The organism is Methylobacterium sp. PvR107 (assembly GCF_017833295.1).
In the GTDB taxonomy this organism is placed as follows: Bacteria; Pseudomonadota; Alphaproteobacteria; order Rhizobiales; family Beijerinckiaceae; genus Methylobacterium.
Genome location: NZ_JAFIBW010000001.1, coordinates 1,547,166 through 1,563,133, shown reverse-complemented (window position 1 = coordinate 1,563,133; position 15,968 = coordinate 1,547,166). Strand labels below are relative to the sequence as shown.

Annotated in this window: 14 protein-coding genes; 9 read left to right on the top strand and 5 right to left on the bottom strand. The window is 68.2% G+C overall.

Translation table 11 applies throughout. The features are described 5' to 3' along the window. Positions 1-6: 6 nt before the first annotated feature. Complete coding sequence (locus tag JOE48_RS07235) at positions 7-570, bottom strand: TetR/AcrR family transcriptional regulator (protein ID WP_210028916.1); 564 nt, start codon at positions 568-570, stop codon at positions 7-9. Positions 571-667: 97 nt separating this feature from the next. On the opposite strand from JOE48_RS07235, the gene JOE48_RS07230 reads away from it, so the two are divergent. The 4 genes from JOE48_RS07230 to JOE48_RS07215 all read left to right on the top strand — a co-directional run bounded on the left by JOE48_RS07230 (position 668) and on the right by JOE48_RS07215 (position 6,591). Continuing rightward, the gene (locus JOE48_RS07230) at positions 668-1,771 is read left to right on the top strand and encodes an efflux RND transporter periplasmic adaptor subunit (RefSeq protein ID WP_210028914.1); all 1,104 of its coding nucleotides are present in this window, start codon (positions 668-670) and stop codon (positions 1,769-1,771) included. Further along, entirely contained in the window at positions 1,768-2,874 is a 1,107-nt protein-coding gene (locus JOE48_RS07225) for an efflux RND transporter periplasmic adaptor subunit (protein WP_210028912.1), read from the top strand. Before JOE48_RS07230 ends, JOE48_RS07225 begins: the two co-directional genes overlap by 4 nt. Before the next feature lie 22 nt (positions 2,875-2,896). Next, positions 2,897-5,959: an efflux RND transporter permease subunit gene (locus tag JOE48_RS07220; RefSeq protein WP_210028910.1), complete on the top strand. Its 3,063-nt coding sequence runs from the start codon at positions 2,897-2,899 to the stop codon at positions 5,957-5,959. A 410-nt stretch (positions 5,960-6,369) separates the two neighbouring features. After that, on the top strand, positions 6,370-6,591 hold the full coding sequence (locus JOE48_RS07215) for a hypothetical protein (RefSeq protein WP_210028908.1): 222 nt from the start codon (positions 6,370-6,372) through the stop codon (positions 6,589-6,591). Positions 6,592-6,605: 14 nt separating this feature from the next. On the opposite strand, the gene JOE48_RS07210 is transcribed toward JOE48_RS07215, so the two are convergent. Continuing rightward, the gene (locus JOE48_RS07210; RefSeq protein ID WP_210028906.1) at positions 6,606-6,983 is read right to left on the bottom strand and encodes a 4a-hydroxytetrahydrobiopterin dehydratase; all 378 of its coding nucleotides are present in this window, start codon (positions 6,981-6,983) and stop codon (positions 6,606-6,608) included. A 186-nt stretch (positions 6,984-7,169) separates the two neighbouring features. Here JOE48_RS07210 and JOE48_RS07205 point away from each other — a divergent pair, with 186 nt between their 5' ends. Genes JOE48_RS07205 through JOE48_RS07195 form a run of 3 tightly spaced genes read left to right on the top strand, consistent with a single transcriptional unit; the run spans position 7,170 to position 9,657 of the window. Further along, entirely contained in the window at positions 7,170-8,153 is a 984-nt protein-coding gene (locus JOE48_RS07205; RefSeq protein WP_210028905.1) for an ABC transporter substrate-binding protein, read from the top strand. Positions 8,154-8,204: 51 nt separating this feature from the next. Then, positions 8,205-8,942 (top strand): ABC transporter permease, encoded by a 738-nt coding sequence (locus tag JOE48_RS07200; RefSeq protein WP_210028904.1) that lies wholly within the window; start codon positions 8,205-8,207, stop codon positions 8,940-8,942. Next, positions 8,923-9,657 carry an ABC transporter ATP-binding protein gene (locus tag JOE48_RS07195; RefSeq protein ID WP_210028903.1) on the top strand — a complete coding sequence of 245 codons (735 nt, stop codon included), beginning with the start codon at positions 8,923-8,925 and terminating at the stop codon, positions 9,655-9,657. Before JOE48_RS07200 ends, JOE48_RS07195 begins: the two co-directional genes overlap by 20 nt. Positions 9,658-9,715: 58 nt before the next feature. On the opposite strand, the gene JOE48_RS07190 is transcribed toward JOE48_RS07195, so the two are convergent. Then, a complete protein-coding gene (locus tag JOE48_RS07190) occupies positions 9,716-11,647 on the bottom strand; it encodes a hypothetical protein (protein WP_210028902.1) in 1,932 nt (643 codons plus the stop codon). 137 nt (positions 11,648-11,784) lie between these two features. Then, positions 11,785-12,111, bottom strand: coding sequence for a HesB/IscA family protein (locus tag JOE48_RS07185; RefSeq protein ID WP_210028901.1), 327 nt, complete (start codon positions 12,109-12,111; stop codon positions 11,785-11,787). A 153-nt stretch (positions 12,112-12,264) separates the two neighbouring features. Here JOE48_RS07185 and JOE48_RS07180 point away from each other — a divergent pair, with 153 nt between their 5' ends. Further along, entirely contained in the window at positions 12,265-13,512 is a 1,248-nt protein-coding gene (locus JOE48_RS07180; RefSeq protein WP_210028900.1) for a deoxyguanosinetriphosphate triphosphohydrolase, read from the top strand. Between the two features lie 22 nt (positions 13,513-13,534). On the opposite strand, the gene JOE48_RS07175 is transcribed toward JOE48_RS07180, so the two are convergent. Then, positions 13,535-13,921 (bottom strand): hypothetical protein, encoded by a 387-nt coding sequence (locus JOE48_RS07175; protein ID WP_210028899.1) that lies wholly within the window; start codon positions 13,919-13,921, stop codon positions 13,535-13,537. A gap of 269 nt (positions 13,922-14,190) precedes the next feature. On the opposite strand from JOE48_RS07175, the gene argS reads away from it, so the two are divergent. Beyond that, a complete protein-coding gene (argS, locus tag JOE48_RS07170; RefSeq protein WP_210028898.1) occupies positions 14,191-15,942 on the top strand; it encodes an arginine--tRNA ligase in 1,752 nt (583 codons plus the stop codon). The last annotated feature ends 26 nt before the right edge of the window (positions 15,943-15,968 follow it).

Sequence of the window (15,968 nt, the reverse complement as noted above, 5' to 3'; positions counted from 1 at the left end):
GCAGCCTCAGCGCTCCGGCCGCTTGGCCATGCGCTCCAGCGCATCGAGCATCGGCTGCAGCGCCGCGTCCCCGAGCGCATGGAAGCCCAAGGCCCGCCCCATGAACAGGCCCAGGATCGCGAAGAACAGGACCGCGCCTTCGCCTGGACAGGCGCCCTCGATGCGCTCCAGCCGACCCAGCTGATCCGCCACGAAAGCCCGGTAATCGGCAAGCGCCTCAGATGACTCGATCGAGGCAAGCAGCAGCGCGCGAGACGATTCGTCGTCGTCGCAATAATGCCCGCGCACATGCGCGACCATGGCCTGCGAGAGTTGCGACGGGCCAGGCGGGATCACCGCCTCGCAGGCGGCGATCTCCTCGCGCAGATCCGACAGCTTCCGGGCCACGAGGGCCGAGATCAACGCGTCCTTCGAGGCGTAATGATGCAGCACGCCACCCTTGCTCAGGCCGGCTTCGGCCGCGACAGCGTCGATGGTCAGCCCGCGGGCCCCGCTTTTGCGGAGGACCGCATGGGCGGCTTCGAGGATGATCTCGGGCCGTTCCGCCAGCCGCTTGCGCTTCGCTTCCATAAATCACCTGCTTTAAAAACCGACTGGACGGTATGTAACTGATCGAGTAGGACCATGCCACGCACTCTGCACGAGCCCGGCCGAGAAGGTCGACCGCATGATCCGTTTCTCCCTTCTTTGTCCAACCGCCGTTCTGCTGGCTTTGATCGCGCCGGTCGGCATCGCCCTCGCCGATGCCGAGCCGGTCGCGGCTGTCGATCCGTCGCTCGCGCGCGTGCGGATCGTCGAGGCACGGCGCACGCCGATGGCGCTCGACGTGGTGCTGACAGGCGACATCCAGGCGCAGGCGCAGGTCAACGTCTCGTTCCGGACGAACGGGAAGGTCGCCGAGCGACGGGTTGAGATCGGTGACCACGTCGCGGCCGACCAGGTCCTTGCCGTTCTCGAGCCGCTAACCCAGCGGGCCAATCTCGACAACGCCAAAGCGGCGCTCACCTCGGCGGAAGCGCTGCTGACGCAGGCCCGGATGTCGTTCGAGCGGCAGAAGCAGCTGCTGGCCGGCGGGTTTACGACGCGGACCTCCTACGACAATGCCGAGCAGGAGCTGAGGACCACGCAGGCCGCGGTGGATTCCGCCAGGGCCGCCCTCGGCACCGCGCAGGAGCAGTTCTCCTACACGGAATTGTGCGCCGGTGTCGCCGGGATCGTGACCAGCCGCAGCTTCGAGGTTGGGCAGGTGGTGCAGTCCGGTCAAACCGTGCTGGTACTTGCGCAGGACGGGCCGCGGGATGCGGTCTTCAATGTGTACGAATCGCTCACTGCGCAGCCGCCGGCCAGCGAGACCGTGGCCGTCGCGCTGCAATCCGATCCCGCCGTCACGGCGACCGGGACCGTGCGCGAGATTTCGCCCACGGTCGACGCGTCGAGCGGGACGGTCCGCGTCAAGATCGGTCTGCAATCGACGCCGAGCGCGATGGGCCTCGGGGCAGTCGTCGTCGGGCGGGGACGGTTCGCGCCGCACGAGGCCGTGGTCCTGCCCTGGTCGGCGCTCTACCGCTACGACGGACGACCCTCCGTTTGGATCTACGATCCGGCCCATCGGACCGTGTCGGTGCGCGCCGTCGAGATCGATCGCTTCGGGCCGGACACCATCGCGCTGAAGCGCGGCGTCGAGCCGGGGGAGCGCGTGGTGGTCGCCGGCATCCAGTTCCTACGGCCCGGCCAGACGGTCGCGGCCGCCGAGGTCGGAACCCGTCCATGAGACCGCATGCGCGCTTCGCGATCGCTCTCCTCGCTGCGGCGCTCGGCGGCTGCAACGGACACGAGGACAAGACGCGGGACACTGCCGCCGAGGCGGCACTCGTACGCCCCGTGCTGACGCAAGTGGCCGAGCCGAGCGACACGATCACCTTCGGCCCGTTCGCGGGAACGATCGAACCCCGCTACCAGGCGCAGCTCGGCTTCCAGATCCCCGGCCGGATGGTGGCGCGCGACGTGACGGTCGGTGACGTGGTCAAGAAGGGTCAGCGTCTGGCCGCCCTCGACGTCATCGTCACGCGCTTCGACCTGACACGCGCCGAGGCCGATCTCGCAGACGCGCGCGCGCAGGCCGAGAACGCCGAATCGGCAGAGGCGCGGACGCGCCGCCTGATGACCGGCAACAGCGTCGCGCAGGCCACCCTCGACCAAGCCGTGGCGAAACGCGAGACAGCCCGGGCGCGCGTCGACCAAGCGCAAGCCAGCCTCCAGAAGGCCCGCGACCAGATGGGCTACACCGAGCTGAAGGCTGAATTCGACGGCGTGGTCACACAGCGCTTGGCCGAGGTCGGTCAGGTTCTGAGCGCGGGACAGGGCGTGGTCACGGTGGCACGGCCGGACGTCCGCGAGGCCGTGGTCGACATTCCGGAAGCCTATGTCGGCGCGTTGCCGGCGGATTGCATTTTCACCGTGGCGCTTCAGAGCGCGCCAGACCTGACGGCCCGCGGGCGGGTGCGTGAGATTGCACCGCTCGCGGAGGCCGGAACGCGCTCGCGGCGCATCCGCATCTCGCTCGAAGACCCCAATCCCGCGTTCCGGCTGGGCGCAACCATCAATGTAGCGCTCACCAGCAAGGTTCAGCGGCGTTTCCTGCTGCCCGCATCAGCCCTGCTCGATCAGGACGGCCGTCGCTCCGTCTGGGTGGTCTCCGCCGACGCAAAGTCTGTGGCGCGCCGAGACGTGACGGTGGCCTCGCCTCCTGGTCGGGAGGAGACAGGCCGTATCGTCATCACCGCCGGATTGCAGCCCGGCGACCGGGTCGTCGTCGCCGGCGTCCACGCGCTGAAGGAAGGCCAGGCCGTGCGCCTGACCGACGGCGCCGTCTAAGCCGGCCGCACGGGGATATTGCGTGAAGGACTTCAACCTTTCCGACTGGGCGCTCGGGCACCGCTCGTTCGTCTGGTTCCTGATGCTCGTCTCGCTGGTCGCCGGCGTGATGGCCTATTCGCGCCTCGGCCGCGAGGAGGACCCGCCATTCACGATCAAGACCATGGTCGTGCAGACGACGTGGCCGGGTGCGACCATCAAGGATACGATCGATCAGGTCACCGACCGGGTCGAGAAAGAGCTGCAGCAACTCAACGGGCTCGACTACGTCCGCAGCTACACGACCCCAGGGTCCTCGACGGTCTTCGTGCAGTTCCGCGACACACTGAAGAAGGGCGAGATCCAGCCGGCCTTCTATCAGGTGCGCAAGCGCCTTGGCGACATCAAGGGACAGTTCCCGGACGGCGTGCAGGGCCCGTTCTTCAATGACGAATTCGGCGACGTCTACGGCAACATCTACGCCTTCACGGCCGACGGGCTGACCTACCGGCAGCTGCGCGACTACGTGGAGAGCGTGCGCACCGAAGTGTTGCGCGTGCCAGATATCGGCAAGACCCAGCTGATCGGCACGCAGGCCGAGACGATCTTCCTCGACTTCTCGACCCGCAAGCTCGCGGGCTACGGCATCGACTTCTCGGCCCTCATCAAGGCGCTGCAGGCGCAGAACGCCGTCTCCGCCTCAGGCGTGGTCCAGGCGGGGCCCGAGCGTGTCTCCCTGCGGGTCAGCGGTTCGTTCGCGTCGGAGGCCGCGCTTCAGGACTTCAATCTGCGGGTGAACGACCGCTTCTTCCGCCTCGCCGACATCGCCGAGATCAGCCGCGGCTACGAGGATCCGCCCTCCGCCCTGTTCCGGGTGGACGGCAAGCCCGCGATCGGCCTCGCCATCGCCATGCGGCCGGGCGCCAACCTCCTGCATTTCGGTGAGGCCCTGAAGGAGCGGATGCGGCTGATCGAGGCCAAGCTGCCGGTGGGCGTCGGCGTCCATCTCGTGTCGGACCAGCCAAAGCAGGTCGAGCACGCGGTCGGCGGCTTCACCGAGGCCCTGGTCGAGGCGGTGATCATCGTGCTGGCCGTCAGCTTCGTGAGCCTCGGCGTCCGCGCCGGGCTCGTGGTGTCCGTGTCGATCCCGCTGGTACTGGCGATCGTGTTCGTGGTCATGCAGATCATGGACGTGACGCTGCAGCGCATCTCGCTCGGCGCGCTGATCATCGCGCTGGGCCTCCTGGTCGACGACGCCATGATCACCGTGGAGATGATGGTCGCCCGCCTGGAGCGCGGCGACACGCTGCGGAAGGCCGCGACCTTCGCCTACACGTCCACGGCGTTCCCGATGCTGACCGGGACGCTCGTCACGGTAGCGGGCTTCCTTCCGATCGGATTCAACGGCTCGGGAGCGGGCGAGTACACCTACTCGCTGTTCGTGGTCCTCGCCGCGTCGCTGCTGGTGTCATGGGTGGTTGCGGTGCTGTTCGCGCCGCTCATCGGCGTGACGCTGCTTCCCAAGACCATGAAGCATCACAGCGAGAAGGACGGCCTGTTCACGCGCTTATTCACGGCGGCGCTCCGCGTCGCGATGCGCTGGCACTGGACGACGGTGGTCGTCTGCCTTGCCGTGATGGCCGTTGCCATCGTCGGCATGGGGCACGTGCAGCAGCAGTTCTTCCCGTCCTCAGACCGGTCCGAGCTGCTGGTCGACCTGACGCTGCCGCAGAACGCTACGATCGCCGAGACCAGGGCGCAGACGGATCGGTTCGAGGCGAAGCTGAAGGACGATCCGGAGGTGTCGGGCTGGTCGTCCTATGTCGGGCAGGGGGCCGTGCGCTTCTACCTGCCCCTCGACCAGCAGCTCGCGAACGCGTTCTACGGGCAGATCGTGATCGTCACGAAATCCTTGGAGCTGCGCGACAGCGTAATGGCGCGCCTGCAGGACGTCGCCCGGCGCGACTTCGTCGGCACCGACGTTCTGGTGCAGCCGCTGAGCCTCGGGCCGCCGGTGGGACGACCGATCCAGTACCGGCTCAGCGGCCCGAACATGGAGGCGGTGCGCCACCTCGCCCTCGACCTCGCGAATGTGGTCGCCACCGACAAACGCCTCGACGTGCCGACCTTCGACTGGAACGAGCCCGGCAAGGTGTTGCGGGTCGAGATCCTCCAAGACAAGGCGCGCCAGCTCGGCGTCACCAGCCAGGACGTCGCCGGCATCCTCAACGGGATCGAGGGCGGCCAGGCGATCACCCAGGTGCGCGACTCGATCTATCTGGTGAACGTCGTCGGGCGAGCCCGGGCGGCGGAGCGCTCCTCGCTGGACACCCTCCAGTCGCTGCAGGTCGGTCTCGCCAACGGTTCGGTTGTGCCGCTCCTCGCTTTCGCGCGGATCGGCTACGACCTCGAACAGCCGATCGTCTGGCGTCGCGACCGGCTTCCGACCGTGACGGTTCGCGCGACGATTCACGATGCCACACAGCCCGCCACCATCGTGGCCGGCCTGCAGCCCGGGATCGACGCTTTCGCGAAGGCGCTGCCGGAAGGTTACACGCTTCAGACCGGCGGTGCCGTCGAGGAATCCGCCAAGGGTCAGGGTCCGATCGCGGCCGTCGTCCCGGTCATGCTGCTCGCCATGGCCCTGCTGCTGATGATGCAGCTCCAGAGCTTCGGGCGGATGCTGCTCGTGTTTACGGTCGCGCCGCTCGGCCTGATCGGCGTGGTCCCGGCGCTCCTGCTGTTCGACAAGCCCATGGGCTTTGTCGCCATCCTGGGCATCCTGGCGCTGATCGGCATCATCATCCGCAACGCCGTGATCCTGGTGAGCCAGATCGAGGAGTTCCGGGACGAGGGGATGGTCCCGTGGGACGCCGTGTTCGAGGCGACCCACCACCGCATGCGGCCAATCCTGCTGACCGCCGCGGCGGCGAGCCTGGGCCTGATCCCGATTGCCCGCGAGGTGTTCTGGGGACCGATGGCTTTCGCGATGATCGGCGGCATCCTGGCAGCGACGTTCCTGACGCTGCTGTTCCTGCCTGCCCTGTATGTCGGCTGCTACCGCCTCCGGCCGGCAGCCGGCAGCCCGACGACGCACGCCGCCTGATCTGCGGCGACAGAGATCGCGGCGCCCGCGATGGGCGCCGCGAGAAACGGTCGGCCCGCCTTTTCGCCCCCTCAGGCGGGCCGACCGTGACGGTGACGTCGAAAGGTATCCATTTCCGTCATCACCCGCGCAGCAAAGTGACCCCGGGGCAGCGCGACATCGGCCGGTATCGCGCCGGCTTGACTGCTTCGCTCCGCTCGCAAAGACGGCGAAGCCTGACTTACCATCCGAACCCGTCTGACACCGCGCGCTTCCGGAGTGCCATGGGGTCTGAGAGCTGCCGACCGTCCGTCCGCACGGGGCGGGATCACTGGCGCCGTCCCATCACGAAAAGCTGGGACGTGACGACGTGCGCAACTCTTGCGGCAGTCGGCGCGTAGGGTGGTGCCGTAACGGGGAACGTCACCTGCATGAACGCCTTCATTGCCGTCGTCTTGGTCTGCGCCAACGGCATCGCCCAGGATTCCTGCACCGACGAGCAGGCTCTGGAAGTGCGCAAGGTCCGGGTCGCCAACGAACTCGGCTGCGCCACGGGATGGCAGGAGATCATCGCCCGCACCGAGCGGCGCGATGAGATCGGCAAGAGCGCCTATCTCAAGACCGAGTGCCGCCGGGTGAAGGCCTCGCAGTGACCGCCGGTCCGCCGCTACTTGTCATACTTGATGTAGGCAAAGCGGGCATCGGTGGGCGTGCCTTCGAGGCCCTGGCCTTCCTGGCCCGGCTGCCACCCGACCACTTCCTCGATCTTCCGCGCGAGGGCGAAATCCTTGTCGGTGATGCCCTTCGCGGCGTGGTTCATGAGCCGCACCTCGACCCAGGCGTAGGAGGCCGTGATGTCGGGATGGTGCCACGCCGCCTCGGCAAGGTGACCCACCGTGTTGATGACCATGAGCGTGCTCTTCCAGCCTGCCGTCTTGTAGGTGCGGCGGATCCACCCATCCTCCAGCCGCCACGCCGGCAACTCGGCTTTCAGCCGTGCCTCCACGGTCGCGTCGTCCAGAGCGCCTTCGCGTCGTTCGGTCATGGGTTCGTCCTCCCGTTTTTCACTACCCGCCGAAGGTGCCGCCGCGGCCGGTCACGCGCAAGCGCATCGTGCGCGGTGGACGCAGGCCCATGCGAGCCCTATGACCATTTTCCAATGGCGCCCGGACCAGACGGCACCTCAGTCTGCGGCCGCTGAAAACTGCGCAATACGATGGGAGAAGGCGTGATGCTGTCACGGCGCGCGATGCTCGCCGGAAGCCTGCTCGGCGGCCTCGGCCTGCGGGCGGCACGCGCCGACGCGCCGGTCATCCGGTTGGGAAGCCTGCCCTTCGGCACCTCGACCTGGGAGGCCGCCGTCATCAAGGCGCGCGGTCTCGATACCGCGAACGGCTTCCAGCTCGACGCGGTCAAGCTTGCCGGGAACGACGCCGCACGGATCAGCTTCATCGGCGGCCAGGCCGACACGATCATCGGCGACCTGCTCTGGGCAGCCCGCCTCGGCAACGACGGGCAGGCGGTCCGTTTCATTCCGTATTCGACGTCGGAAGGCGCCGTGATGGTGCCGGCCGACAGCGCGATCAAGTCCCTGAAGGATCTCGACGGCAAGCGTCTCGGCGTGGCCGGCGGCCCCCTCGACAAGAACTGGCTGCTTCTGAAGGCCCAGGCCAAGGACGCCGCCGGCATCGACCTCGAGCATGCCGCCGAGATCGCCTACGGCGCGCCGCCGCTCATCACGCTGAAGCTGGAGCAGGGCGCGCTCGACGCGGCGCTGACCTACTGGACCTATTGCGCGCGGCTGGAGGCCAAGAGCTTCCGCCGGCTCGTCGGGGCGGAGGACATCATGCACGCGCTGGGCGTGTCGGGCGATGTCGCGCTGATCGGCTACTTGTTCCAGGACACGACGGTGAAGGAGAAGCCTGACGCCGTCGCCGGCTTCGCCAGAGCGTCGCGGGCCGCCAAGGACATGCTGGCGCAGGATCCGAGCACCTGGCAGATCGTGCGCCCCCTGATGGCTGCCGAGGACGATGCCACCTTCGAGGCCTTGAAGCGCGATTTCCTGGCCGGGATCCCGCGCAGGCCCGTGGCCGAGGAGCGCGCCGATGCCGAGAAGCTCTATGCGGTGATGGCGCGGCTCGGCGGCTCCCGTCTGGTCGGCAAGGGCAACGGGCTCCCGCCTGACCTCTACTACGATTCCGGCCGGAATGGCTGAGGCACCCCTCCGCCCGGCTGCCGTGACGGTCATCCCGAACGCCGGGACCGCATGGGCGCGCTGACCCGCATCGCGTCCCTCATCGTGCTCGTCGCCGCGTGGCAGGCCGCCGCTCTGGAGGCCGGGTCGCGTCTGCTGCCGCCGCCCGTCGCGGTGCTGCGCTTCATCGTGCAGGAGGCCGAGCGCGGCGACCTCGTCCACAATGTCGGTGTGACGCTGCTCCGGGTCGCGATCTCGTTCGCGGTGGCGATGGCGCTCGGGATCCTGCTGGGCGTTGCCCTTGGGCGGTCGAAGGCCGCCGACCTGACCCTCGACACGCCCCTCCTCGTCCTCCTCAACACGCCGGCCCTGGTCATCACCGTGCTGGCCTATGTCTGGGTCGGGCTGACCGAGACGGCGGCGATCCTCGCGGTCGTCTTGAACAAGCTTCCGAACGTGGCTGTGATCGTGCGCGAGGGCGCCCGGAACCTCGATCCGGGCCTCGACGAGATGGCACGGGCCTACCACCTAGACCGCCGGACCTGGATCCGTGACGTGCTGATCCCGCAGCTGCAGCCCTACATGGTCACGGCCGCGCGCTCGGGCCTCTCGCTCGCCTGGAAGATCGTGCTGGTGGTCGAACTGCTCGGACGCCCGGACGGGGTCGGCTTCGCGATCAACTACTACTTCGTCCAGAGCACCGACGTGGCCGCGATCATCGGCTACAGCCTTGTCTTCATGGCCGTGATGATCGGCATCGATGTCCTTCTGTTGCAGCGGCTCGAAATCTATGTCCGCCGCTGGCGCTGAGCCCGTCCTTCAGGTCGCGATCGACTCGAAATGGTACCGGCCTCCTCGGGCCGAGCCGGTCGAGGCCGTCCGCAACCTCGCCTTCGACGTCGGCGCCGGCGAGATCGTCTGCCTGATCGGTCCCTCGGGCGCCGGAAAGACCACGACCCTGCGGATCCTGCTCGGCCTCGACCCGGATTTCGAGGGGCGCATCTCCGGGGCGGACCAAGCCGGGATCGTCTTCCAGGATCCTCGGCTGCTGCCGTGGCGGAGCATCGAGCACAATGTCCGCCTCGGGCTGCCCCGGGCACGCCGTGACCAGAACCTCGACGGGTTGTTCGCACAACTCGGGCTGACGGCGTGGCGCGGGAGCTATCCCAAGGCGCTCTCTCTGGGGATGCAGCGCCGGGTGGCGCTCGCCCGTGCCCTCGCCGCCGGACCGCGGATACTCGTGCTCGACGAACCGTTCGTCTCCCTGGACGATGCCGCAGCCGCCGAGCTGCGCGGGCTCGTGGTGGACACCGTGGACACGGCCGGCATGAGCGTCCTGATGGTGACCCATAACGTCGCGGAAGCCATCGGCGTCGCGGATCGGCTTCTGCTCGTGTCGCGGCGTCCGGCGAGCCTGATCGACGATGTGCCCCTCGATCGCCCGCGATGCGACCGCGACCGCGCCTGGGCCGCGGCGACGCGGGCCAAACTCGCGGCGCAACACCCGGACATCATCGCCCTCTAGGCTGGACGGCTCGTTCGTCCCCTGCGCCGGTTGTTGCGGGTCGGCCCTCGGCGCGCGCTCAGTTCGCCTTCGCCTCGACGTCCAGCCGGTCGAGCACCGCAGCCGGCGAGCGCGCCGCGCCGAGATCGATGAAGCCGATCCCGGCAGGCTCCTTGGCCTTGGCGTGCACAACCAGCTTGCCGGGCTTCATCACGAACTGGCCCATTGCGGCGCCGATCCCTTTCGCGGCGGCGCTGTTGCCGAGGATGATCGGCACACCCAGAAGGCTGGCGGTGACATATTCCTTGCGCAGCTCATCCGGTTTCAGGCTCAAGTCCTTCGATTGCGCCGTGAGAAAGCGCTCGAACAGCCCGGCATTCTCGACCGTAAGTTCGACGGTCTTGGCGCTCCCGGAGAACATCAGCATCGTCGCCGCCGGGAGTGTTCCGGAGAACAGCTCCGGCCCGATACCGCCCAGCGTCCCCGACACCCGGACCGTCCCGATGTCGCGCCCGGTGACCGTGATCTCGCGCAGGGACAGATCGCGTGCCTTGTCGTCCAGGCTGGCATCGGCCACGACGTCCAGGTCGAGATCCCGGTAGCCGTAGACCGGCAGCATGCCGAGGATGGGCGCGCCCGCGAGCAGATCCGCGGGCAGGCTCAGCCCCGTCAGATTGAGGCGGCTGGTGCTTGGCACACCGTCGCTGGGCGGTCCGAAAGCCAGTATCGCATTGCGCAGGCCAATCTGGCGCGCCGGGCGGGGCGAGACCGTCACGGTGAGCGGATCAGCCGCCTTCAGGCCCGCACCCTTGGGATCCGCCGACTTGCCGGCGCCCGGCCGGCTCGCGTCCGGACCGGCGCCACGTGCCGGGCCCGGTGCGTCGCGCGGGAGCACCGGCTCCGGCGCGACCTCGGACGGAAGATCGATCGACAGGTCGTTCAGGGTCAGGTTGCCCAGTGTCGGCGCCAGACGGCGCATCTCGACATCCGACAGGCCGGCTTCTGCCGCAGGTTCGGCCGCGATGCCGTGCAGCGCCGCCACCGTGGGTGCAAGCGAGGTTCCGGCGAGGGCGAGGCGGCCGATATGCGCACGCAGGCTCCCGCGCGAAAATGAGAGATCCTGCAGGGTCGTACCGGCATCCGATCCGGTGGATGCGTAGGCGACGCGGCCGATCTCGAACAGGACCGGCCCCTTCGGATCAGTGTCGCTGACGCTCAGGCCCTGCATTTCGAGGCTTCCGACGGCGGTCGCCTCGATCAGGTCGGCTGCCGCACCGGCGAAGGCCCGTCGATCATTCGCCTCCTGAAAGCCCGCGGCCACGATCTCGAAGGCCCCGTTCCACCCGTCGGGCACCTGACGGCCGCCGAGGTCGCGCCCGCTCAGACGCGCGATCTTCACGGTGGTCCCGCGTGCGTCCGAGTAGGTCACGTCGGAAACCTGAACGGAGCCGTAGACGCGCTGGACCGGTCCCTTCCCGTCGCCGGGGAGGGTATAGAGACGGTTCAGTGCCGCGAGATCGAGATCCGTCGCCCGCACTTGACCGTAGGTGCCGGAACTGCGGTTCGGACCCGCGACGACGCTGATCGTTGCACCCGCGGCGGTCAGCTCACCGACGCGGCCCGCCCGAACATCGCGCGCGATGACGTCGCGGTACGTGACGATCTGGCGGTTGTCGCCCGGCCCGATATTTTCCGACGTGAGAACCGGGACCGTGAGGCTCGCTGCGTCGAGCTGGGCAAGCCGCGTTTCCCAGGGAACGGGCGAGTCCGGCCGGAGGATCCCGGCGAGGTCGTCCTTGGAGAGGCGCGTGCCGCTCGCCGTCAGCTTCGGCGCCTTGAGCAGCGTTCCGCCGAGCGGCAACACCACGTCGGTGACGGTGATGTCCTGAACGGCGGCGGCGCCCTCCTGCGCGGCGACCGGTGCAAGGGGCGCGCCGAGGCCGAGCAGGGCCATCGCGCCAGCCGCCGCCAAGGCCGACCGGAGGCGGAAGCAGGCCTTCGGATGGATCATGACCGTCTCAGGACCGGGGCTTTTGGAGGATCCCGTAGGGGTGCCGCGTTTTGCCGGACCTGGCAATCGCGCGGGCCGGGTCGGGCTTCCGTGCCGGGGCGGGTGTCGTAAGAGCGCAACGGCTCGCGGTAGGCCGCCTAGAGGGAGAAGGACGTACCGCAGCCGCAGGAGGCGGTCGCCAGCGGGTTCTCGATCTTGAAGGACTGGCCGATCAGATCGTTCACGAAATCGATGGTCGAGCCGCTCATATATTCCAGCGAGACCGGATCGACGATGACGGTGGCGCCGTCGCGCTCGATCGCGATGTCCTGAGCCGCCCGATCCCGGGCGATGTCGAAGGCATAGGAGAAGCCCGAGCAGCCGCCGCCGTTGACGCTGATCCGCAATGACGAGCCGGATGGCTCGGATCCCATGATCTCGTTGATGCGCTTGGCCGCGCGGGCGGTCAGAGTGATATCAGTCATCGATCTCGGGCCACGCATTCGTTCGGTGGACGGCGACGTGCGCGTGTTGCCGCGGACGCCTTCGCCCACAAGATATGAGGCGCGGGCCCGCGCTGCAACGCGCCCGACGGGGAGGGGTCATGACTAGGCTGCGGGCACAGGCGAGCGGACATCGTGCGACCGAACGGTGAGCGCTGGCGCGCGCCCTACGCCACGGATCCGGCCCGGACCCGCGGCCGACACATCCCCGAAGCGGAATCGCCCACGCGCAGCGATTTCCAGCGCGACCGGGACCGGATCATCCACTCGACGGCCTTCCGGCGCCTCAAGCACAAGACGCAGGTCTTCGTGCATCACGAGGGGGATCATTACCGCACCCGGCTTACGCATACCCTCGAGGTGAGCCAGATCGGCCGTGCCCTTGCCCGGGCCCTGGGCCTCGACGAAGACCTCGCGGAGGCTTTGGCGCTGAGCCATGATCTCGGCCACACCTGCTTCGGCCATACCGGCGAGGACGCCCTGGACGCCTGCATGGCCGCCCATGGTGGGTTCGACCACAACGCGCAGGCTCTGCGGATCGTCACGCGCCTGGAGCGGCGCTACGCCGGTTTCGACGGGCTCAACCTCGCCTGGGAGTCGCTGGAAGGTCTCGTCAAGCACAACGGGCCGCTGCTTACCGCCGACGGACGGCCAACCCCGCGCTACGTCGAGCGCGGTATCCCGGCCGCCATCCTCGAATATGACGCGCTGAATCCCCTGGACCTGTGGAGCCAAGCCGGCCCGGAGGCGCAGGCCGCGTCGCTCGCCGACGATATCGCCTACGCGGCCCACGACCTCGATGACGGATTACGGGCCGGCCTGTTCGAGATCCCGGATCTGCGCGCCGTGCCGTTCCTGGCTGGCCTCCTCGACGAGATCGACCGGCTTCATCCCGGTCTGGAACCGTCGCGAAAGATCCACGAATTGGCACGGCGCGTGATCACGCGCTTCGTCGAGGACGTGATCCGCGAAGGCGGGCGCCGAATCGCGGCGCTCGATCCACGCGGCGTCGAGGATATTCGTGGCGCGCGCGAGCCGGTCATCGCGTTCTCGCCGGAAATCGCGGCAGCCGACGCCGAAATCATGCACTTTCTTTGGGGGCGGATGTACCGGCATCCGGGCGTCGTTGCGGTGCGCAGGAAGGCTGACGCCATCGTCCGCGATCTGTTCGCCGCCTTCACGGCGGATCCGTCGCGCATGTCCGAGGAGTGGAGCACCAGCCTCGACGGCGCCAGCGAGGCGCGCGTGGCGCGCAGGGTCGCGGACTACATCGCCGGCATGACCGACACCTACGCGGTACTGGCCCACCGGAAGCTCTACGATTCGACGCCTGATCTGCACTGGGCATTGCCGAGTCGGGGCTTGCCCCTCGCCGAGCCGTGAGGCCGGGCGAGGGACATCGGGCTCAGCAGCCGCAGCCGTATCCGTAGCCGCCGTAATAGCCGGCCGGATAGCTGTAGCTGTAGCCGCCATAGGCGGCGGGATAGCCGTAGCCATAACCGTAGCCACCGTATCCGCCATAGCCGTAGGCCCCGTAGAGGCTGCCTGCAGCGAGGCCGAGACCCAGCCCGATGCCGGCGCCGGCAAGTCCGTAGCCGAGGCCGCGCCCGTACCCGTAGCCGCCATAGCCGCGCCCGTAGAATCCGCGCCCCGCGAACCCGCGATAGCCGTAGCCGCCGCCGTGGAACCCGCCACCGTAGACGCCACCGTAGCGGAAGCCGCGGGCTTCCGCGCAGGGAGCAGCCAGGATCACGGCGCCGAGCGCCGCTCCTGCGATCATCAAGGTCTTCATCAGTCTCTCCGTCATCGAGGATCTTACGATCGTCGGTCAGGACACCGTCTGATTTTCCTCAAGACAAGCCACGTCTATAGGGATCAGTACTCATCGCACGGGATAACGTGCCGCCGCACGCCGCTCGGTTAACCGGGCCTTCGGTTCGCGCATCGGACGCGGCTCCTTCGATGCCGTGACACCCCTCCGCCCCCTTGCTAGAGCACCCGGGCGGGCGCAGGCCGGGTGGGCCAGCCGACGAGATCCCCGCGCGAGCGAGACCGAGACCGATGAACATCTTCGCCCTGTTCGAGGCGCGCGTGCGCGAGGCCGTGGAAGCGCTGACGCGCGCCGGCCAACTGCCGGAAGGCCTCGACCTCGGCCGCGTGGTCGTCGAGCCGCCCCGCGATCCGTCCCATGGTGATCTCGCGACCAACGCGGCCCTGGTGCTTTCCAAGGAGGCCCGGACGAACCCAAAGGCGCTCGGCGAAGCGCTGGCGGCGGAGCTGCGGGCGGATCCGCGGATCGCCGAGGTCAGCGTCGCAGGTCCAGGCTTCATCAACCTGCGTCTTGTGCCGGAGATCTTCCAGTCGGTCCTGCGCAGCGCACTGACGGAGCCCGAAAAGTTCGGCCGCGCGCATCTGCCCGGCGGGCCGATCAATGTCGAGTACGTGTCGGCCAACCCCACCGGGCCGATGCATGTCGGCCACGGCCGTGGGGCGGTCTTCGGCGACGCGCTTTGCAACCTTCTGGTCGCCGCCGGCCGGCAGGTGACGCGGGAATACTACATCAACGATGCCGGCGCCCAGGTCGATGTGCTCGCCCGCTCTGCCTTCCAGCGCTACCGCGAGGCGCTCGGCGAGCCCTTCGCCATCGCCGAGGGACTCTATCCCGGCGATTACCTCAAGCCGGTGGGCACCAAGCTCGCGCAGGCTCACGGCCGCGCCCTGCTTGACCTGCCGGAGGCGGACTGGCTGCCTGCGGTGCGCGAGACGGCGCTCGGCATGATGATGGACATGATCCGGGCCGATCTCGCGGCGATCGGGATCCGGCACGACGTGTTCTTCTCCGAGCGGACTCTGCAGCAGAGCGGCGCCGTGAAGGCGCTGCTGCAGGAGCTTCGCGAGAAAGGTCTGGTCTACGAGGGCCGTCTTCCGCCGCCGAAGGGCCAGCTGCCCGAGGATTGGGAGGATCGCGAGCAGACGCTGTTCCGCACCCGGGAATTCGGTGACGACAGCGACCGGCCTCTCCTCAAATCGGACGGCTCCTACACTTACTTCGCTTCCGACATCGCTTATCACCGGGCGAAGTATCTCGCAGGGGCCACGGAGCTGATCGACGTCCTCGGCGCCGACCACGGCGGCTACGTGAAGCGCATGCAGGCGGCGGTGAAGGCGGTCAGCGACGGTCGGGCGACGCTCGACGTCAAGCTGTGCCAGCTCGTGCGGCTGTTGCGCGCAGGCGAGCCCGTGAAGATGTCGAAGCGCGCGGGCGAGTTCGTGACCCTGCGCGACGTCATCGACGAGGTCGGCCGCGACGCGATCCGCTTCATGATGCTCTACCGCAAGAACGACGCGACTCTGGATTTCGATCTCGCCAAGGTGGTCGAGCAATCCAAGGACAACCCGGTCTTCTACGTTCAATACGCCCATGCCCGCGCCCGATCGGTCCAACGGCAGGCCCGTGAGGCGTTCCCCGATGCGAATCTGTCCGCCGCCGCCCTGGTGCAGGATGCGGATCTCGGCATCCTGATTGATGCCGGCGAGATCGAGATGATGCGCCTGATCGCCCAGTACCCGCGGATCCTCGAATCCGCCGCCGTGGCGCACGAGCCCCACAGAATCGCGTTTCACCTCTATGAACTTGCCTCCTCGCTTCATAGTTTCTGGAACAAGGGCAAAGACTTGCCGCAATTACGGTTTGTTAATGCAACCGACCGAAAGTCGACCTGGGCACGGCTGGCGCTCGTCGAAGCTCTCAGGAGCACGCTAGCCAGCGGCCTTGCGGTTCTCGGTGTGACCGCGCCGGACGAGATGCGATAGGCCCGGGAGCATCGGGCCGGTTACCG